The 20477-nt window shown below is 36.5% G+C and carries 14 protein-coding genes; 1 reads left to right on the top strand and 13 read right to left on the bottom strand.

Annotated elements, in window-relative coordinates; genetic code table 11:
• Positions 1–102: 102 nt before the first annotated feature.
• The gene (locus EGI22_RS10325; protein ID WP_255068247.1) at positions 103–816 is read right to left on the bottom strand and encodes a LytTR family DNA-binding domain-containing protein; all 714 of its coding nucleotides are present in this window, start codon (positions 814–816) and stop codon (positions 103–105) included.
• Positions 813–2756: a sensor histidine kinase gene (locus EGI22_RS10320; RefSeq protein ID WP_255068246.1), complete on the bottom strand. Its 1944-nt coding sequence runs from the start codon at positions 2754–2756 to the stop codon at positions 813–815. The genes EGI22_RS10325 and EGI22_RS10320 overlap by 4 nt, the downstream gene beginning before the upstream one ends.
• Before the next feature lie 339 nt (positions 2757–3095).
• On the opposite strand from EGI22_RS10320, the gene EGI22_RS10315 reads away from it, so the two are divergent.
• The gene (locus EGI22_RS10315) at positions 3096–4592 is read left to right on the top strand and encodes a serine hydrolase (RefSeq protein ID WP_255068245.1); all 1497 of its coding nucleotides are present in this window, start codon (positions 3096–3098) and stop codon (positions 4590–4592) included.
• A 64-nt stretch (positions 4593–4656) separates the two neighbouring features.
• Here EGI22_RS10315 and EGI22_RS10310 read toward each other — a convergent pair whose 3' ends face one another.
• The 11 genes from EGI22_RS10310 to EGI22_RS10260 all read right to left on the bottom strand — a co-directional run bounded on the left by EGI22_RS10310 (position 4657) and on the right by EGI22_RS10260 (position 20175).
• The gene (locus EGI22_RS10310) at positions 4657–4881 is read right to left on the bottom strand and encodes a hypothetical protein (protein ID WP_255068243.1); all 225 of its coding nucleotides are present in this window, start codon (positions 4879–4881) and stop codon (positions 4657–4659) included.
• Positions 4882–5684: 803 nt separating this feature from the next.
• Positions 5685–6950, bottom strand: a complete 1266-nt coding sequence (locus EGI22_RS10305; protein ID WP_255068242.1) for an ectonucleotide pyrophosphatase/phosphodiesterase — start codon at positions 6948–6950, stop codon at positions 5685–5687.
• A gap of 264 nt (positions 6951–7214) precedes the next feature.
• On the bottom strand, positions 7215–7550 hold the full coding sequence (ytxJ, locus tag EGI22_RS10300) for a bacillithiol system redox-active protein YtxJ (protein ID WP_255068241.1): 336 nt from the start codon (positions 7548–7550) through the stop codon (positions 7215–7217).
• A gap of 38 nt (positions 7551–7588) precedes the next feature.
• Positions 7589–9139 (bottom strand): YdiU family protein, encoded by a 1551-nt coding sequence (locus EGI22_RS10295; RefSeq protein WP_255068239.1) that lies wholly within the window; start codon positions 9137–9139, stop codon positions 7589–7591.
• 213 nt (positions 9140–9352) lie between these two features.
• The gene (locus tag EGI22_RS10290; RefSeq protein ID WP_255068237.1) at positions 9353–9967 is read right to left on the bottom strand and encodes a hypothetical protein; all 615 of its coding nucleotides are present in this window, start codon (positions 9965–9967) and stop codon (positions 9353–9355) included.
• Positions 9967–10584: a hypothetical protein gene (locus EGI22_RS10285; protein ID WP_255068236.1), complete on the bottom strand. Its 618-nt coding sequence runs from the start codon at positions 10582–10584 to the stop codon at positions 9967–9969. The genes EGI22_RS10290 and EGI22_RS10285 overlap by 1 nt, the downstream gene beginning before the upstream one ends.
• 134 nt (positions 10585–10718) lie before the next feature.
• Positions 10719–12986, bottom strand: a complete 2268-nt coding sequence (gene bglX / locus EGI22_RS10280) for a beta-glucosidase BglX (protein WP_255068235.1) — start codon at positions 12984–12986, stop codon at positions 10719–10721.
• 62 nt (positions 12987–13048) lie between these two features.
• Positions 13049–14689, bottom strand: coding sequence for a glucoamylase family protein (locus tag EGI22_RS10275; RefSeq protein WP_255068234.1), 1641 nt, complete (start codon positions 14687–14689; stop codon positions 13049–13051).
• 66 nt (positions 14690–14755) lie between these two features.
• Positions 14756–15604: a LamG domain-containing protein gene (locus EGI22_RS10270; RefSeq protein WP_255068233.1), complete on the bottom strand. Its 849-nt coding sequence runs from the start codon at positions 15602–15604 to the stop codon at positions 14756–14758.
• A gap of 36 nt (positions 15605–15640) precedes the next feature.
• Complete coding sequence (locus EGI22_RS10265) at positions 15641–17167, bottom strand: RagB/SusD family nutrient uptake outer membrane protein (RefSeq protein WP_255068232.1); 1527 nt, start codon at positions 17165–17167, stop codon at positions 15641–15643.
• Between the two features lie 2 nt (positions 17168–17169).
• Positions 17170–20175 carry a TonB-dependent receptor gene (locus EGI22_RS10260; protein ID WP_255068231.1) on the bottom strand — a complete coding sequence of 1002 codons (3006 nt, stop codon included), beginning with the start codon at positions 20173–20175 and terminating at the stop codon, positions 17170–17172.
• Between the last annotated feature and the right edge of the window lie 302 nt (positions 20176–20477).

The following is a 20477-nucleotide window of genomic DNA, read 5'->3' as shown; positions in this document are numbered from 1 at the left end:
TTCAAACCTGAAATTCCGAATGAATCAGTTTATTCTAAAATCTTTAAAAATAATTGGTACTTTAAAGTTAATAATTGGTGTAGATTTCTATTTTGCGGCGGATTAAATGTTATTTAGAGACTCATAAACCTCATAAAAAGTGGCTTTCTTAGCTCTGCTAATTGGTAACTTCTCGTCAGTTTCCAATATGGCTTCAGAATTTCTAGCTTTAATTATTTCTTTGACTTTAGTAAGATTAACCAAATATTGGTGATGGATTCTATAAAAATTGCCATTATTAAGTTTAACTTCTAAGTCTTTTAATAAACTATTTACAGATCTCCTGGTACCATCTGTTTTATGAATCAAACAAATACTACCTTCTGAAGAAATATATAAGATTTGGCTCAAGGGGATTTTAAGAATTCCTGTTTTTTCTTGAATTAACAAGTCTTGGGATTCGGCTGCTAAAACGCCTCTTTTATTAATCAATTTTCCTAAAAGATTTTTTAGCTCGATAGTACTAACAGGCTTCATCAAATATCCCGAAGCTTGATGCTGAAAAGCCTGAAGGGCAAACTCATCGTGAGCAGTAGTAAAGATCACATCCGTTACTGATAGGTCAATGTTTGGGAACAATTCAAAACCTCCTTGTCCAGGCATTTTGATATCTAAAAAAAGAAAATCTGGTTTGTTAAGTCTCAAAAAATCCTCGGTTTCTTCTACAGAATTACCCGTAAATGTGATTTCAATAGGTAATTTTGTCCAACCAATTTGGGCAGATAATGTTCGGATGGCATGTGCTTCGTCGTCAACTAAAATGGCTGTGTATTTCATTGTTCTAAGTAATTATCTTTCATTTCGGGGAAAACGAATTTAACAACCAATCCTGAATTTTTAGGCAAATTGCTCATTTCAAATAATATTTTTTTATTATATAGTTTATCAAGGATTTTTATTTTTTCTTGGATATTACTCAGTCCATAAGATTCTTTTTCTTGTTTTAATTTTTGCTCAGGCATTCCATTTCCATTGTCAGATATTTTCACTATTACTTCGCTTTGAGTACTTTGGCTGGCATCAATTATGATTTCTCCCTTTCTTTTTAAGGGCATTATGCCATGCCAAACGGCATTTTCTAAAACTGTTTGCAACATCATACCAGGAATTTTTTTCTCCGAAATAATAATGTTTTTTGGTGGTATTATTTTGTATTCAAATCTATTCTCAAACCTAAGCGATTCTAGTTTTAAATAATCCTCACAAAACTGAAGTTCTAATTCTAAAGTATTAAATGTTTTGTTCGAATTTCGAAGTATGTTTCGCATCATTCTTGCATAAAGAGCTAAATACTCTGAGGCTTCTTCTGCTTTTTTTGAAATAATAAAGTCGTTGATAGAATTTAATGAATTGAATAAATAATGAGGGTTCATTTGCAGTTGCAATGACTTTAATTGTGCCTTGAAAAGTTCAATTTGATTGCCCTGTTTTTCTGTTTTTGCCAATTCTGAAGACAACATCTTTTCGCTTTCTTCCAGCCTTTCTTTGAGTAGTTTTTCTACTTCTTTTTGGAGAATTTCGTTCTCTCTAAACTGTTTGAGCGTCAGTCCTTGTAAAGCTTCTTTTTCTTTTAAAGTGTCTCTGTTTTTTAAACTTATGGCCATCAAAAAAACCATCATTTCTATACAAATTCCAATTTGCATCACATTGAAACCCATAATGCCATGAAAAGTCTCTTGGTAGTAGGAGCGGTAAAATGGGGCTTTACTGTACAAGGCTATTATTCCACTCCCAAGAAATCCCAAAAAAATCACATAACCACCCAATAGTACATAATATCTTAGATAATTAAGGTTGCCCGTTATGATTTTGTAAAATAAAACCATACACATAAGACAAGGACCTATGTAAATAATAGATACTTTTCTGACTACACCAAAGTCATGTGAAATAAGCAAAGTAAGGCTCATAATTATACCCAAAGCAACCAAGGAATGTTGCAAGATTTTTAATAATCTTAAGGCTTTAGGATTGTTCTTTTTCAAGGCTAAAAAATGCTCACTAAAAAACAAATAGACCCAAAGAATAAATGCTTTTGCGGGGTCGCTTAAATACAAGTACCAGTCGGGGTGTTCCGGAAAAAGGAAATGCCACTGGGCATACCAATCTTCCATGAGAAAGAGAAATATAAAAATAGAAAAAGCATAGATAGCATAGTTTTTAAAGTCTTGGTTTTTAGTTACAAGGGCGTTGAATGCAGAATAAAAACTCACAAATGCAAAGAGGATAATAAAACCTAAGCCCATTATTCTAGCCATAGCATTGTTAGATTCAAACTTCTTTTTTACGTAATCGTGCGATATGCCTTGTATCAAATATGGTTGGGTGAAATGATAAGTGTCGTATTTGGAATAGCTCGAAATATTTATCTTATGAGTGCCTTTTTCTAGATAAAGCGTGACAAAAACTCTCTCATTATTAGTGAGTTTTGATTTTGGCATATACCTCCCACTATAAATGGTCTGTGTTTGATGGTTATAAGTATGTTTGATGAAACTATAGTCTGGGTCACCAATAAAAAGTAAAACTTCCTGACTTTCTTTTATTTCAATCGTGTAATCAAACTTTAGGGTATCTTTTGACTCAAGTTTGCCGAAATCGTTTGGATGCTCAAACTTTTTAATGAGAGAATCTACACATGGCTGACATCCATAAGGCAAGGTTTGAATTTCTTGTGCTCCGGCCTGAAATAAAACCAGGAAGGAAATAAGAAACAAATAACTCAGATTGCAATATTTCAGGTGTTTTAGATTAATTTAAATGCTATTTTTAGTAAAGCTAAATTTCACATTTTTATGCAGAAAACAAAATGATATTTATTAAAATGGGTATCAAAAACTAATAATCGGGATAGGAAGTCAAAAATAATCTCTTTTACATGTTATTCTTTTATTTAAATATTCTTTTCCTTTTGAAAATTCAGTTTGTAAAAGCTATTCCAAAGCATAATCCTGATTTAATAACTCTTTTACTTATATTTGAATACTAATTTAACTTCTATGAAAAAAACGGTTATTCTATTACTCTTTATTTCTTGTATTGCTAAGGCCCAAAAAATGCCATCTTCAGCTTTCATCGACTCGGTGGTGAATGCTTCAATGAGCACCATGCCTCATGCAGGTTTGGCAGTAGCCGTAGTGAAAGATGGTAAAATTATACATCAAAAAGGCTATGGTTTAGCATCTATCAATACTAATAAAAAGGTGGATGAAAAAACTTTGTTTGCCATAGCATCTAACAGTAAGGCTTTTACTACTACAGCATTGGGGATTCTGGTTGATCGAGGATTACTTAAATGGAATGACAAAGTTGTGGATTACATACCCGAATTTAAAATGTATTCTCCCTATGTTACGGCGAATTTTACGATAATCGATTTGCTCACTCACCGAAGCGGACTTGGACTTGGTGCTGGCGATCTGATGTTTTTTCCAGATGGCGGAGATTATGGCATTGATGATGTATTGAAAAGCTTTCAATATCAAATACCCGTTTCTGATTTCAGAACCAAATACGACTACGACAACCTCCTCTATGTGGTAGCTGGCGAAGTAATTAAAAGAGTGAGCGGAAAACCTTGGGATCAATTTGTAGAAACAGAAATAATGAGACCGCTTGGTATGGATTGCACTGTGGGGATTTTCCAAAACATAAAATCAGACAATAATGTGGCTATGCCGCACAGGATTAAAGAAGGTAACTTGATTGAGTTTGGAACTTACACTAAAAAAGATGGCACATTGGGAGCCGCCGGAGGCATCTATTCCTCCGTAAGCGAGCTTGCAAAATGGGTAAATATGCACCTGAAAGAAGGAAAATATGGGGAAGGCAAAACCCTGATTTCGAAAAGCAACCACGATATGCTTTGGCGTATCCATACGAATATTGGTTTTTCGGCCATTGGAAATGGAAAATACCAAAGCCACTATTATGGATATGGGCTGGGGTTCTTTCTGGGTGATCAAAAAGGTTATACCATCATTGATCACACCGGTGGCTTACCCGGTATGCTATCTTATGTGACCATGATTCCGGAGTTGAATGCAGGTATCATTGTACTTACCAACTGCGATCCTGGTGGACTCGCTTATGCAAGCATAACCCGCAGCATAAAAGATGTGCTTCTCGGAGCCGAAACCACAGATTGGGTAAGCTGGGCAAAAGATCGGCTCGATCATTCGGCAAGCGAAGTAGATTCCGTAGTAAATGCTGTTTGGAAAACCGTAGAATTGAACAAAATCACTTCCCCGTCAAAAGATTCATTTACAGGAACTTACAAAGACCCTTGGTTTGGTGAAGTAGAAATTAGCTATAAAGACAATGAGCTTTGGTTTGTTTCCAAAAAATCACCCAAACTAAACGGCAAAATGCATTTTTACCAGGCCAATACTTTTGCCATCAAATGGCAATATGATGACATGGATTGCGATGCTTTTGCGAGTTTTACACTGGATGAAATCGGAAAAGCAACGGGTATAAAAATGAAAGGTATCTCCCCCGATATTGATTTCAGCTTCGATTTTCAGGATCTTAAACTTATTCGGGTGAAATAGAATCTGGTTAAAATAGGGCCGAATGTTTTGTTTAAAATACATTCGCTGAAAAAAAGGATTTAAATCAATCTGGATTAATACTCATTACCGCACCAGCTTCTGTTTCAAAAAGGGAACCAGTTTCGGTTTCAATAAATGCCGCCCGGGCATGCATTCCAGTTTTTACTTTTACAGGATCACCACTGATAATCACTTTTTCGCATAAGTTTGGTACTCTTTTACTGCTCCAATTATGGTTTTTGTTCCAGTCATCTTCCAGCATTCCGGTGAAATAATTATCAGAAATCATTGCAAAGCTTGAGGCTAGAATACGTTTTATATCCAGAACTTTTTTAACAACCTGAATTATTGAACCTAGGTTTTTATAAATCTTTTATTACTGGTATCCGATTAAAAATAAATAAATATGATTCATTATATCAGCCAGCACTGTTTGAACGCAATCAAAATTCTCTTTCGAAAAAACTAATAACATAAACTACTGATTAAGAGAATTTTGAGTGCGTGAGTTTGCTGGGTGCTGTTTTTTTTGCTTCGTTTTTTTTTGAAAAAAAATGAAGGCCCAGGCGGCAGCCGACACAAAGTAAATAGGGGGTCATTTTCACCATAGACAAAAAAAGTACCTTGAAAGGCCATTCAAGACCGATTTGCCTATAAAATATATTTTAGTCGGATGCCACAGTAATCTTATATTACAAATAATACTGTTTCCTTAAAGCAAAAACATGCAGTATTTCGGTGTTTTTTATGGACTTAGTTCTTCTTTTTAGAAAACAGGAATGAATAATTTTGTCGTTAAAAAACAAGGAGTACAGTTCTTGTGGGAAAGGAGAGAAATAACCAATAAGTTAAATACAATTGGGCAAATAGGCATTTTATTGGTTAAGTCTTCAAAATTGGGTTACGCCATGAAGTTAAATTTAATGAAATAAGGCCCTTGGGAAAGCATTAGAGAATTTTGAAGGAATAGAAGGGGAAATTAAAGTATTAGTACACAAAAAATAAGCAAAAAAACTTCAACAAAATTGTATTAGCAAAATGGTAAGCCAAACCTTAAAAGTGGGACTTTAAATTTAGAAATTTTGAATTTTATTATTTTTCAATCAAAACTCCAGCAGTTGTTTCCAATTTTCCATCTATTTTTTCAGAAATGTTCAATCCTAAAATGTGAGCTACCAAAGGATAAATGTTGACGTTTTCGATGGGAGCAAGCTTGAAATTCTTTTTAATTGTTGGGCCTTCAATATAGAATATCGCCCCCATTTCTTTGTTTTCAAATGGGTCATAGCCATGTGTACCTCCTGGCTTATCCACCATTTCTTTTTCAGAATAAACAATAGTGTAAGGAGGATCAGCCACAAGCACCAAGTCGCCTATTCTTTCATTCTCGCTGTAATTGAGGTAATTTGGGACGGCCTCTCTTTTGTAAACTTTGAATTGCGTTTGCGTACTTAAAGCATCATAAAACTTCTCTTTCTCTTCCTCTGTTTTGGTATATATCATTGCCACAGGACCACTGTAAAATTGTTTTTTGTCCATTTCGATATAATCGTGGACGTTTAAATATTTCGAGACATTCACCATGCCATGGTCAGAGCTTACTATAAGTGTAACAGGAAGATTTAGTTTTTTTAATCCTTCACGCAGTGCACCTATTTGCTGGTCTACATACAAAACCGCCTCCTTAGTTTCTTTTGCATCTGGCCCGAAATTATGCCCTTGCGTATCTACCATCGAAAAATATAGGGTAATAAAATGAGGCCTTGTTTTTTCTGGCATTTGTAGCCATTCAAGTACTCTCTGGATCCGGTATTCGTAAGGTGCGGTTTTTTGATAAGGGTAATAATATTTTGGAAAAAGTCCATTTATATTTGCCTCCGATCCTACCCAAAAATACGAAGCGGCACACATTCCTTGCGTTTGAGCAAGATTCCAAAGTGGAATGCCGCCATACCATTTTCCATCTACTACTTCTGTTCTATTGCCTATCGCATACTCTTTTTGGGTCGATTTATCATAAAATGCATTCGATACAATTCCGTGATGTTCAGGATACAAACCCGTTACCAAACTATAGTGATTAGGAAAGGTTTTGGAAGGGAAGGAAGGTATTAATCTGGTGCTTGAGCTTCCTTCTTCTGCTATTTTTAGAATATTTTTGGCTTGATATTTTTCAGCATAATCATGTCTGAAACCATCTATTGAGACCATAATCACATACGGTTTTTGCAAACTAGCCTCATTGTTTTCTATTGTGTTTGAAAGGATTTCTTTTTGTAAAATCTCATCATAAGTAGGCTGTTGAGAAAACACAAATGTGTATGTCAAACAGGCTAAAAAACTCAATAATATTCTCATTAGATAATTTTTATTTTAACGGCTCCCGACTAAGTATTGAAAATTAAATTTCCAAATCATTGATAATCAATAATCACAACCCCGAAGGGTTGGGATTGTTATAATAAAAATGGTTCCTTTTGAATTCGAAACCCTGTAAGGTTTTAATTTTCAAATTTTATAATGAGTTTTTTTTAGTCGGACGAAGTATTTTTATTTCTCGAAAAATACAAGCCATTTTTTATATTTAAGATACAAAAATATAGCTTTAATTTCAGGTTTTTTTCACAAAACCTCTGCTATTTTCTTTGGATCAATGGCGTGGTGAGAGTTATGGTAAACTACCTTTTTGTCTTTTAATACAATGATTTGCGGTGACTGATGTCTTACTTCTAATTTTTCGGCTATAAGATTAGATATTGGGCGGTAACTCAATAAGTCTAAGTAGTTGAAATCTGCCTTGGCAGTGATTAAGTCTGACCCATTTTTAAGTTTATCTTCGGCGTGAGCACTAATGCCGCATGTCACGCTGTGTTTGAATATTACCTGTGGTTTTTCTGTAGATTTTTCTATGATTTTTTCTAATTCCGCTTCACTTTCGAGCTTATTCCAAGTATTCATTTGTATTGTTTGTTATTAATATTATTTCTTTGATGTAATTATGAGCTACAACTTAATTGCGAACAGCCAACCTTATGTTTTGCCCAATCTGGCCTTTTCGCGAAGTATTTTTCCATCGCTGGTTGTTCCTCATAAGGCTTTTTTAACATGGTGTATAATTCTTCTATCAAACTATAGTCTGCATTGTCAGCTGCATCTATGGCCAGCTGAGCCATATAATTACGTAAAACGTATTTTGGATTAGTAGCGTTCATTTCTATAGCCCTATTATTATTGGTTTGCAAAGCCAATTGGTCGGCATAAAAAGTTAGCCAAGTATTCCATTTAGGTTTATAATTTTCGAAATTTTCTGAATAGGTAAATTCCGTAATCTGCTCAATAAATTCTGATATCTTATTCGGCTCAAAGCTTGATAAAGTCCTGAAAAATAAGGTCATATCCATTTCACTATTGTATAGTAATTTTTTAAGATCTTTGATTAAAACGCTAGGATTTGGCGTACTTTCTGACAAACCTAATTTCTTAAGCATCATTTCTTGGTGCTTTTGATGATATTCATTTTGTACGCCTTCTAAAAGCTTTTCTAAGGCTGGAATATCGTTGATAATAGGAACAAAGGCATTGGCCAATTGATACAAATTCCAGATGGCTACCTCGCCTTGCGTGCCAAACTTGTACCTGCTTTGTGAAGCATCCGTGGTGTTTGGCGTCCAGTTGGGGTCGTAGTCTTCCACCCAACCGTAGGGGCCGTAGTCTATCGTGAGGCCAAGAATGCTCATATTGTCGGTGTTCATTACGCCATGTACAAACCCTACTCTTTCCCAATGCACCACCATTTCTATGGTTCTTGAGGATACTTCTTGAAGAAAAGCCAAATAAGTTTCCTTGCTTGGAGTTCCTAATTCAGTGTAAAAATGCTCAATTGTATAATCCAAAAGCTTTTGCAGGTTTTCATGGTCTTGCCTAGCAGCAAAAATCTGAAAATTCCCAAATCTGATAAAACTTGGAGCTGTTCTACTGACAATAGCACCTTTTTCGTATGCGGCATTTCCATTATAAAGCATGTCTCTAAGGACTTTTTCGCCACTCAAAACCAATGATAAAGCCCTCGTTGTGGGTACGCCTAAATGATACATGGCCTCGCTGCAAAGATATTCTCTAACCGAAGACCGCAAAACGGCCAAGCCATCCGCAGTTCTGGAATAGGGCGTTTTACCAGCACCTTTCAGTTGTACTGCCCATTGTTTTCCTTCGTGATTAAGCTCAAAAAGATTTATAGCTCTTCCGTCGCCCAATTGCCCAGCCCAAGAACCAAACTGATGCCCACCATAACACATCGCAAAAGGCTGCGTGTCAGGATATATTTTATTGCCTGAAAGAACCTCCAAAAACTCCTCACTTTTGGCATCTTCTTGACTCAAACCAAGCTCTTTCAACATTTCGTCTGATACATGAATCAAAGAAGGATTGGTCACTGGAGTAGGAGCAACCAAAGACATAAACGCACCTGAAACCTGACGCACATAGTTTTCTGCTATGGGGTCAATATCGAGTTTTTTATTAAAAGTATCCTTAATGTTCAGTTTCATTTTTGATCCTTATTTTTTTCTATTTTTCAAAATTCAGGCATTAAAAAACCTGAGCTTATTTTTAGAACAAAAACATTAGGTGAATTGGTTGTGATTGTGGTTGTTTTTTTTGGGGAATGTGTTTTTTTTGGTTCGATTTTTAAGTTTATGCTGATAAATGTTAGGAAGAAAAATTGCATAGGAAAATATAGAGATTTAATTTTTTATGAAAAATCAAAACATGTACCCCAAGTTTATTCCTAAACGAGGATCAATCCTATTATCCATTGTTTGATAATTTGATTTCGTATTTAAAATACTTTTACTACATGAGGCATATATTTGGTAGGAAATTAAATCTCGCCATACCCATTTGTTAGCTACCCCCAGACCACCGGAAATAGAAAGCCGTTTTTCAATAATACCATATTCAATATAATATTGGTCTAAGTTTAATAATTTATCTTTAAAAAAAGTACTTTTCAAAAGCGGGAAAATAGAAAAAGATGAGAAATTTTGTTTTTGAGGAAAAATGAAATTATACGAAATAGAAATAGATTTGGCAAAAACGTTATGTTGAATTTTAGGGTCACTTAAAAAGCTATATTTATTACCATATATCATAAACTTATCGTTGTGAGAATATGAAAACTGGATGGATTTGTTCTTTTGTTTTAGAAAACGTTCATAATGAAATAAAAATACTGGATTAGTATCTTCTGTAGCTGCTATAGAGTTAAATATATCCCATTTAAATTCATTTTTTTTGTAATTATTTAAACTGTCCTTTTGACTTAAAGAAAGCTTAGGCATTAAGATAAAAAATATTAAAATATGTAGTTTTTTCATTAAAATCGAAAATTTAAATTGGAACTAAAATTTAAGGTATTGTTGAATTTATAATCATTGTATAAAAACTTTCTACTGAATGCTACAATATAAATATCTGCCCCAAGTTGAAATCCAATTCTTTCTTTATAAATCCTTTTCCAATAAAATCCATTTCCTAAACTAAGATTTGAAATTTTTTTATTTTGTTCATTAATTAAAATGGAAGGAAAGTTTTTGAAACTTGTTGTATATTTTAAAAGTGGATAAAAAGCAAATCCATAGTGGTTTTTATTTGGATTTACATAAAAAATATATTTTAACTTTAAAGAATGGCTTTCAATATTTGGATAACTATGCCTTGATTTATCAAAGCCTAATTCTTCAAATAATATAGGCTCTAAAGCAACGGAGGTATTTTTTTTCAAAAATCTTTCATAAGAGAAGCTAATTCTTCTTGGAAATACTACCTGATAAACATTAATGTTTATTTCATTTTTTTTATTTGGATTTGCCTTTATTGAATCAAAAGGTGGTATTTGTGCAAGTAAAGACAAAGGAATGCAAAAGGTTATTAGTATATTTTTAAGCATAGGATTTATAAATTCTAAATTAAATTTTTCAAATATAATTTGCATTTTTCAGATAATAAGAATTTTTAAATTTATTGAGAATCATTTTAGATAAAAAGCCATTAATGATTTACAACTACAAAAAAAAACACCCAAATCTCCATAAAGAAAAGGGTGTTCAAATAAACTAAAAAACAGCATTACTTCAAATCAAATCCCGCCTTTTTAACTTTGTCAGAATCTCCACCAATCATTACTTCAAATTCGCCTTTTTCGGCAATATATTGTAGCTCGTTGGTATAATATTTTAGGTCATTTATGCTTATTGAGAAATCTATTGTTTTGGTTTCGCCTTTTTTGATTAGTACTTTTTTGAAGTCTTTGAGCTCTTTTACTGGGCGAGTGTTGCTGCCTACTTTGTCTCTGATATACAACTGCACCACTTCTTCTCCGTCATAGTTTCCAGTGTTTTTTACATCTACCGAAACTTTGATTTGTTGACCTTCTGTCATGCTGGTTTTGTCTAATTTAATGTCGCCATATTCAAACGTGGTATAACTCAATCCATAACCAAACGGAAACAAAGGCTCGTTGGCTACATCCAAATAGTTTGATCTAAATTTCTCATAACCAGGCTTTCCACTGTGGGGGCGACCCGTGTTTTTATGGTTGTAATACACCGGAATTTGTCCTTCATTTCTAGGGAAAGACATCGAAAGTTTGCCGGATGGTATGGTTTTGCCATACAAAGCATCCGCTATGGCATTTCCAGCTTCAGAGCCTGCAAACCAAACGTTTAGAATGGCGTCCACGTTTTCGTTTTCCCAAGTCAAGACCAAGGGGCGACCAGTAAATAATACCAAAACTACGGGTTTTCCTGTTTTTACCAAAGCTTTCAAAAGATTACGTTGGTTTTCAGGAATGTCTATTTGCGAGCGGCTCGAACTTTCGCCACTCATCTCTGCAGATTCGCCCAAAGCGGCCACAATTACATCCGCATTTTTGGCTATTCTTACAGCTTCAAAAAGCATTTCTTCGTCGGAGCGATTGTCTCTGTCGGTAGTTTTTCCAAACACAGCCGCGTTGGCGTCCATCGTAGGGTCTGTATAAATATTGGCTCCTCGGGCTTGTAGAATTTCAGTTTTTTCTCCCAAAGTATTTCTTAAACCTTCCATCAAAGTGATGCTGTTGGTTCGAACTTCAGAAACTGACCAAGTGCCGGCCATGTTTTCTTTGTTGTTTATTAATGGTCCAACTACCGCAATCTTTTGAGAAGTTTTGAGTGGCAAAATATTGTTTTTGTTTTTCAATAATACAAAAGACTTCGAAGCTACTTCACGAGAAAACGCCCTCGTCTGGCTGTTGTAAATTTCTGTTTTTGCTCGATTTTCGTCACAGTAACGGAACGGATCTTCAAACAATCCCAATTCATATTTTGCATTCAAAACAAGTCTTACCGCACGGTCAATTTCGGCTTGTGTTACTTTCTTTTCTACCAATGATTTTTTCAAAGTATTCAAAAATCCTTCGCCTACCATGTCCATGTCTGAGCCTGCATGCAGAGCTTTTGCCGTTACAGTTTGGATGTCGCCCATGCCGTGGTCTATCATTTCGTTGTTGCCTGTATAATCCGTCACCACAAAACCTTTGAATCCCCATTCTTTACGCAATAGGTCTGTCAAAAGCCATTTATTTGCAGTGGCTGGTATACCGTCGATTTCGTTAAAAGAGGCCATTATGGAGCCCGCACCAGCGTCTAAAGCGGCTTTGTATGGTGGAAGGTATTCGTTATACATACGCACACGGCTCATGTCAGTAGTATTGTAGTCGCGACCGCCTTCAGCAGCTCCGTATAGAGCAAAGTGTTTTACACAGGCCATCATAGTATTTTTTTCTGCCAAATCTTTGCCTTGGTAACCTTTCACCATTGCCGCGGCTATTTTAGAACCTAAAAATACGTCCTCTCCCGAGCCTTCTGAAGCACGTCCCCAACGTGGGTCTCGGCTGATATCTACCATAGGCGAAAAAGTCCAAGAAATCCCGTCTGCGGTTGCTTCTTGAGCAGCCATTTTTGCTGATTTTTCGATTAAATCCATGTCCCAAGTGGCAGACATACCTAAAGGTATCGGGAACATAGTGCGGTAGCCATGAATTACGTCCATGCCGAAAATCGCTGGAATTTTCAAACGACTTTGCAGTGCTAATTCTTGGGCTTTTCTGATTTTTTCGGGCGTAGAAAGGCTAAATATTCCGCCTACTTTTCCGGCTTTTAATTTTAATTCTACGTCGCTACTTACGGCAGAACCTGTAGTGGCTTCGCCTGTAAGTAAATTTAATTGACCAATTTTTTCATCGATGGTCATTTTTTTCATCAATGCCGAAACGAATTGGTCTCTTTTGGTATTTTGAGCAAAAGATAAATTGTGGAGCAAAAAGCTCAGCACAAAGAGGAAAGTTATTTTTTTCATTTTTATAAGGTTTTATTTTAGTCTTAATTTCTTTTAAGAAAGAAGTTTTGAAGTTAAAAATTTCAATATTCAAATCCTAATTTGTCTAAACCAGTTTTTATGTCTTTGTCGGCCATGAGCAATTTCCACAAAAGACCTGAGCGATGATTTTCTATCATAAGCACTATTGGGCCTTGGTCTATCGCTAAAAACGAATCTGCATACCATGCTTTGGAGAGATTAAAACTATCTACAAATCCGTGCTGTTTCCAGATTTTGTCTCCCAATTTATAATAGAAAAAACGCATTGCTTCCATTGATTCTTTTGGCGTAAATGGAAATGATGACAATGCCGCAGTGGGTGTTATTACGCCTAAGTCATTGGTTGGACTGTGAGCCGAATAGCCTGTGTTGTTGTCAGAGGCGGTTAGTCCCCAACAATCGCTACTATATCCAACATAATTCTTGGGATTTTGTACACAATATGCTCTGTTTATCTGTGTATGATTTACGGCTTGTTCCCAATAATTGGCATATTGATCTTTGAGTTTGCGAGGGTCAATTCCCAAAAAAGTATATTGCTCAAAAAACAACGGTCCGCCTAAATCTTCGCCCAAAGGTAGTTTTATTCCGTAGAAACTCTTACCGTTTTTCATATCTCCATTTCTTGCCCAGCCGGCATCATAAACCGACTTTTTGATAGGATGTGTTGGTGATGCAGCAGCCATTATGTAGGTAATCAAGGCCTCATTCCAGCCGTGAATCTGGTGGTTCATTTCCCAAGCAAAAGTTGGCGACCAATGCCAGTATAAAACGTCTTGGTTTTGTGTATGCCAGTTCCAATCCACAGCTTCCCACAGCTCCGTGATGCCTTTTCTTAAATTTATTTCTTTTTCTATTTCTTGGCTAAAGTATTGTCTAGTAGTAAGTAAACCCGCCATCAAGTAGGAAGTTTCAACCAAATCGGCTCCATTGTCTTTCGGACTAAAAGGTATAGTGGCTCCTGTGGCACCATTGAGCCAATGTGGAAAAACACCATGATAAGCAATGGCTTTGTTTTGTAAAAAATCTACGATTTTCAACATTCTATCTAAGCCTTCTTCTCTATTTATAAAGCCTCTGTTTATCGCTACTGGAATTGTCATTATACCAAATCCTGAACCGCCAGAAGTAATTACATCTCCTGAGCTATTTCTCTCTCTGGCTAAGCCCGAAACAGGATGCCCGAAATCCCAAAAATATTTAAAAGTTTGCTTTTGTACCAATGTCAAAAGTTCCTCGTCGCTGATTCTCGGAAACTTATCTGTAGAGTCAATAGAAGTACTAAACTGCATCTGAATTTCAGAGTTTAATGTTTGTTTTTCTGAAGATTTTAGGGTTTGTAAAACTTGCAAATTGTACGAATTGAGATAGGTGAGTTTTTGAGGAGAAATGACCAAAGTGCTGTCATTGCTCCCTAATTTAATATCGCTAATTATATTTTCTTTGGTTTTGCTATTTGAAATCAATACGGCGTCTTTTGCTGTACTTATGTTAATCTTTGAAGAAAAAGACAATTGGATTTCAGGTGAAATTTTTACATCAAAAACAGTTGCATTTTTGGGCTCTTTGCCATCAATTTTTATGCTGCTAATTTGAAATGGTTGAGATGGAGTAGGAGGGGTAGTTTTACAAGAAAAGTGTGATGCGGAAATTAGGAGCAGAGATTTTAAAAGAAAATTCATGTTTTTTATTTTGAATAAATGAAAAAAATATCGGGAAAATTTCTCTCCCGATATTTATTAAAAAACTTAACGTCCTGCTTTTTCTAACTGATACAAAGCACTGATATCGGCATCTGTAAGAGCTTTGTTGTAAACTCTGATTTCGTCCATCATACCTGTCATTGGTACTTGCCATGCTTCTGAAGTTGTACCAAGGTTTGTGCCCCAAGCTCCAATTACCGCTCTAGTCGGTGTTGTGAAGTTCAATGGACCCGTAGTTCCTCTAGCCTCCCACTCAGGGTTAGAAATTTTCACGCCGTTTGCGTACACTTTAAACATAGAAGTTGTTCCATCCCAAGAGATAACCAAATGAGCCCAGTTTCCTGCCACTTTAGCGGCTTGGTCACCACCTTTGGAAGGTTCGTTTCTTGAGTCTTGCCATGAGTCGTTGCCAGCTACTTTAGTCACTACTAGGCCCTTTACAACCATTGTGTCTGAAACCGCTTTTTTCCAACCTGTTTCTGACATAAGGTTAATGTTTCCTGCCCATTCGTTTGGTCTTGTCAAAGTGAAAAAACAAGAAGGAGCCGAGCCATTGTTTTTAACATTAACCCAAGCACTTACTGTAGCGTTTGGTAAGCTATTAAGTGCTGCAATCTCGTCAAAAGCTAGATATCCAGCAGCCAAAGAAAGTCCTTTTCCTTTTATCCCTGTTCCAAAGCTTGCATTTACTGATTTGCTAGGAGCCGAACCTGATTTTGCTTCTTTTCCATCACCTTCCATTCCCCAATATGCCACAAGATTACTTGAAGCCACTTCACCTGCATTGTTAAAACCTCCGATTGGTGGTAATACTTCTTCTGTTGTGCTGCATGCTACAAATACACCGCTCATAAGTAGCGATAATACGCCTAATTTTAACATTTGTTTTTTCATAGATATGATAAATTTAAATTTAAAAAATGATATTGATTAATAATTTGGATTTTGTGTTAATTGATTATTACTTAGGGCAATTTGTAGGCTAGGAATCGGCAAAAGCTCATGTTTCCCTGTTACAAAAGGTTTTCCTGAGGCTTTCATTACTTCAGCCACTTTTTTTGTTCTTACCAAGTCAAACCAACGGTCGTGTTCCATCGCCAACTCTAGATGTCGCTCTTTCCAGATGGCTTCTCTGAGTTCGTTTGTGCCAGAAATAGCTGAATCTGAAAGGCCTGCTCGGCTTCTTATATTGTTTAATTGAATCAATGCATCACCAGTCTTTCCAAGTTCGTTGGCAGCCTCGGCATTGATTAAAAGCACCTCAGCATATCTTAATAAGTGTACGTTTTTTTGTTTTCGATCTCTATTTCCTAGGTAGTTTTCTACATTTGGATCTTCAGAGTGGTATGCTTTGTAATTGTATCGAAGGTTTTCAACTGAATCGGCACTTGGAATTCGGAAACCATCAAATAGTGTTGTTCCTACATGTTTACCAGAATTGTCGATAAAAATTATCGTTGCAGCTTTACGTTTGTCACCTGTTTCATAAGCATTACTAAGTGTTGTGCTCGGATTGTTGAAACCCCAACCCAAGTCTCTCCAACCGCCTTTTCCACCTACTCTTGGTCCTTGAAACATAGCGTAGCTGTTTATGCCATAGTCAGAGTTGTTGAAAACCCCAGTTTGAATTTCGAATATCGCCTCTTTGCTATTGTCGCCTGCTTGTCGCCAAATGTTGCTGTAATTATCCAACAATTGATATTGCCCGGAATTTATTACTTCAGCAGATAATTTGTAAGCTTGATCCCAGGTTTTAAGGTATAAATAAACCTTTGCCAACATTGCCTGAGCAGTTCCTTTCGAAATTCTTCCTGCTTGGGTATTGCCTCTAAGTGGCAGATTGTCCACAGCATATTGCATGTCTTCTACTATCACTTTATAAATATCGTCCACCGAAGCCCGTGTTTGAAAAACTGGGTCATTGTTCGCATCTTCGGCATTGGCTGGGACTCTAAGTATTTTTGGCACTCCTCCAAACCAACGTACCAGATTGAAATAATAGTATCCTCTTATGAACTTTACTTCTCCTGTCAACCTTGCCTTTTCGCTTTCCGAAAGCGTAGATTTTTCGATAATCACCAAAGCATTGTTGGCTTTGGCTATGCCATTGTAATGTCCAGCCCAAAGTGATTGCACAAACAAGTTGGTCGGAGTAACCGTGAAATTGTCAATAACACCGACTGTTCCGGCTTGGTCGCTGGCCGTACTGCCTTTGTCTGCATCATCAGAGATGATATTGGTGGCCGTTACAAACGCTATACCGTGAGCATCACCTTCTGCACCGAATGATTGTCCATTAAGCAAACTATTGTAAACGCCAATCACTAAGTTTTGAGCTAGGTTTGGATCTGTTTCTGCTGTTGGCTGTCCTTGCAATGGTACATTTAAAAAGTCTGAAGAGCAACTATTTAAGACCAAAACACCTGCTAGTATCGAAAGAATTGTTTTTGTTTTCATAATTAAAATCCGATGTTAAGTCCAAAAGCCAAGGTTTTAGTGGTGGGATAAGCATTAAGCTCAATTCCGGCACTCGTTGGAGAGTTAGAACTAAGCTCTGGCGTAAATCCTGAGTATTTTTTGTAGGTGAAAAGGTTCTGAGCAGTGACAAAAATTTTAGCACTCGAAGCTTTTATTTTTTCAATTTTTGTTTTTGGTAAATTATAAGCCGCAGTAATGTTATTAACCCTAATAAAATCTCCTGATTCCACAAAATAGGTAGATGCAGGTAAATAACCCCCGTTGGCGGCAGGTTCGTTTTGAACACCAGTGCCAGGCGACCATCTTCCATAAGCCATAGATTTTTCTACGTTGTCAAGCAGTCCTTGTCTAAAAGCTTTTTTTCCATTGTATATTTTTCCTCCAAAAGCTCCATAAAGGTCCGTACTGAAGTCAAACTGTTTGTAGGTAAAACCGAGATTGATGCCTAAGTATGCCTTTGGCTGATAGGAGCCAGCAAAAATTCTATCATTATCATCTATTTTACCGTCTCCGTTTACGTCTTGGTATTTAAAATCACCTGCTGCCGCACTTGGCTGAATTACACTTCCCTTGGCATCGGTATAAGCAGACACCTCTTCGTTGGTTTGGAAAACACCCAATGTATTGTAAACATAGAAACTACCCACTGGCTGACCGTTGTCTGTTTTGGTGGTGTATTGCTGAGCAGCACCAATTCCCCCATCCAATATCGGCTGGCCACCATTTAATCCAATCACTCGGTTCTTGTTAAATGTAATGTTTCCGCCGATGCTATAGTTTGCATTTTTATTGATTCTGTTTTTCCAGTTTACGGCAGCCTCCAATCCCGTGTTTCTGATAGAAGCAGCATTAGTCAAAACTACGCCGTCTTTATCGCCCGTCACAGAAGGTACTTTTACATTGATAAGCAAGTCTTTTGATTTTTTGTCATAAAAACCAAGTTCTCCTTGCAGCTTTCCGTTTTTGGCACTCCATTCTAGGCCTAAATCAGCCTCTTCAGTAGTTTCCCATTTTAAGTTTGAATCCTTGATTTGTGTAATTGCAACACCTGGTGAAGCTGTTCCGCCTCCAAATGCATAGGCTTGGTTTTGGTCAACTGTCACGATGTAGCCATCCGATGGAATCCTGTCATTGCCCACTTGTCCCCAGCTGGCCCTTAGTTTTAGGGTGTTGAAGAAAGTTTGTTTTTCCATGAATTTTTCGTTCGAGATAATCCAACCTAAACCCACAGAAGGAAAAAATCCCCAACGGTTTTGAACCGGAAATCTAGAGCTTCCATCTCGACGTACAGTGGCCGTAACCAAATAAGTATCGTCAAAATTGTAATTGATCCGGCTCAAATAGCTATTTCTCGCCCATTTGTCGCCAAAACCTCCATTTGTTGATGTATTTGCATTTCCAGTATTTAAGTACCACAAATTTTCGGCAGCAGGCACATCTTTTCTGAAACCCGACAATCCTCTAAAAGAATACTCCTCGGCTGTTGTTCCAACCAACCATTTTAAGGTGTTTTTCTGGAAGGATTTTTCAAAGGTTAGAATATTGTCAAAAACCCAGTGGAATGAATTATTAAAACTTGAATTTAGCGTGGAGTTCGGATTTCTTTGGTTACCTCCAGGCAAAATGAAAGTGGTTTGGTCATTGTCAAACTTTGCACTGTAAACGTTTTGGTTTCCTGTTATTAAATCTCCACCTATGCTACTTCTAAAAGTTAGATATTTGAGTGGCTGAATCGATAAAAACGCTGAAGACTGCACACGATTGTTGTTGGTGAGGTCTTTGGTATTGTTTATGTCAAGTACGGCATTTCCAACATTTTGATAAAGGGAGGTATTTCCATATAAGCCATCCGAATTTTGAGCCTCAATAATTGGTGCCGCTCTGTAGGCATTGTTATAAGCCGAACCTAGATTTACATTTTGGTCATGGCTGTTTGTAAATGATGCACTTATGCCAGTGGTTATATATTTATTGATGGTAAGGTCATTGTTTAGCCTTGCCGTAAATCTGTCAAATTTATTGTTCAGCACAATTCCTTGGTCTGTAAGATATCCTAAACTTAGATACACTTTGTTTTTATCAGAGCCGCCAGTAAGTGAAAGGTTATGGTTTTGCATAAAAGCATTCCGAAGGATCTTTGAATACCAATCAGTGGAAATATCACCCGCTTCTACGATTTTCGCAGTAGCAGCACTTACATAGTTGGCATATTCAGTGGCATTGGCCATTTTAACTAAATTGGAAGCCGACCGCATACCAGTGTTCAAGGAATAGTTAACCTGGATTTGTCCAGATTGTCCTCTTTTTGTAGTTATTATTACCACGCCATTTGCCCCTCTTGCTCCATAAATCGCAGTTGAAGAAGCATCTTTTAAGATGTCAATATTTACAATATCAGCATTGTTGATATTGCTGATGTCGTCAGTAAGTACTCCGTCAACAACAAAAAGGGTGGAAGTTCCAGCTAGTGCAGTGCCAGTTCCTCTAACTCTGATCGTTGGTGAACTACCAGGTTTACCGGAACTAATGATTTGTACACCTGCCACTTTTCCTTGTATAGCCTGAGTTGGTGTCATCACAGGAATTCTTATCAAATCTTCGCCTTTGATACTATTAGTAGCTCCTGTAATGTCCACTTTTCTTTGACTGCCATAACCTACCACTACTACTTGATCAAGGATATTTTCGGAGAATGCCATCGAAACATTGATTTCGGTTTGGTTGCCTACCATTACTTCTTTGCTATCATATCCTATAGAGGTGAAAGTCAAGGTAGTTTTGGAAGGGACTGTGAGTTCATATTTACCGTCAAAATCTGAAACTGTACCGGCGGTTCCTCCTTTTACTCTAACCGACACACCGGGAATTCCTTCCGAATTTGATGCATCTGTTATTTTTCCTTTGATCAGCGTTTGTGCATTTGCTCCAAATGCCACCAAAACACTAAACAACAAGCTTAAATAAAATGGTTGTTTAATTGATTTCATATTGTCTTGTTTGTGTATATTAAATATCTGCTAAATAATATTGATATTTCAAGTTCAAAATTAGATTATCTGATTTGCTTAAACTAATTTCGCACTACATCATAATTACATCATTTCATAAATAATTATTGCTCTAGTGATGATTTTAACTACATCATGTAATTTTTTTCTGGGAAAATTTTCCTTCCCAAAATTATGTTTAAATAATTTTCTTTGGATTTGTTTTTTGTTGGTTTTAATCAATGGAAATGTCTTTGGGGAGGGTATTTTTGATATTGGAAATCCAAAAATCAAGCCCTTTT

It is taken from the genome of Lacihabitans sp. LS3-19, assembly GCF_024343575.1.
Classification (GTDB): domain Bacteria; phylum Bacteroidota; class Bacteroidia; order Cytophagales; family Spirosomataceae; genus Leadbetterella.
This window is presented reverse-complemented; position numbering and strand designations above follow the sequence as displayed.

Excerpts from the sequence above, each read along its gene's own strand:
- EGI22_RS10325 (WP_255068247.1), bottom strand. The coding sequence starts at position 816 with ATGAAATACACAGCCATTTTAGTTGACGACGAAGCACATGCCATCCGA.
- EGI22_RS10315 (WP_255068245.1), top strand. The coding sequence starts at position 3,096 with ATGCCATCTTCAGCTTTCATCGACTCGGTGGTGAATGCTTCAATGAGC.
- EGI22_RS10310 (WP_255068243.1), bottom strand. The coding sequence starts at position 4,881 with ATGATTTCTGATAATTATTTCACCGGAATGCTGGAAGATGACTGGAAC.
- EGI22_RS10305 (WP_255068242.1), bottom strand. The coding sequence starts at position 6,950 with ATGAGAATATTATTGAGTTTTTTAGCCTGTTTGACATACACATTTGTG.
- ytxJ (WP_255068241.1), bottom strand. The coding sequence starts at position 7,550 with ATGAATACTTGGAATAAGCTCGAAAGTGAAGCGGAATTAGAAAAAATC.
- EGI22_RS10295 (WP_255068239.1), bottom strand. The coding sequence starts at position 9,139 with ATGAAACTGAACATTAAGGATACTTTTAATAAAAAACTCGATATTGAC.
- EGI22_RS10290 (WP_255068237.1), bottom strand. The coding sequence starts at position 9,967 with ATGAAAAAACTACATATTTTAATATTTTTTATCTTAATGCCTAAGCTT.
- EGI22_RS10285 (WP_255068236.1), bottom strand. The coding sequence starts at position 10,584 with ATGCAAATTATATTTGAAAAATTTAATTTAGAATTTATAAATCCTATG.
- bglX (WP_255068235.1), bottom strand. The coding sequence starts at position 12,986 with ATGAAAAAAATAACTTTCCTCTTTGTGCTGAGCTTTTTGCTCCACAAT.
- EGI22_RS10275 (WP_255068234.1), bottom strand. The coding sequence starts at position 14,689 with ATGAATTTTCTTTTAAAATCTCTGCTCCTAATTTCCGCATCACACTTT.
- EGI22_RS10270 (WP_255068233.1), bottom strand. The coding sequence starts at position 15,604 with ATGAAAAAACAAATGTTAAAATTAGGCGTATTATCGCTACTTATGAGC.
- EGI22_RS10265 (WP_255068232.1), bottom strand. The coding sequence starts at position 17,167 with ATGAAAACAAAAACAATTCTTTCGATACTAGCAGGTGTTTTGGTCTTA.
- EGI22_RS10260 (WP_255068231.1), bottom strand. The coding sequence starts at position 20,175 with ATGAAATCAATTAAACAACCATTTTATTTAAGCTTGTTGTTTAGTGTT.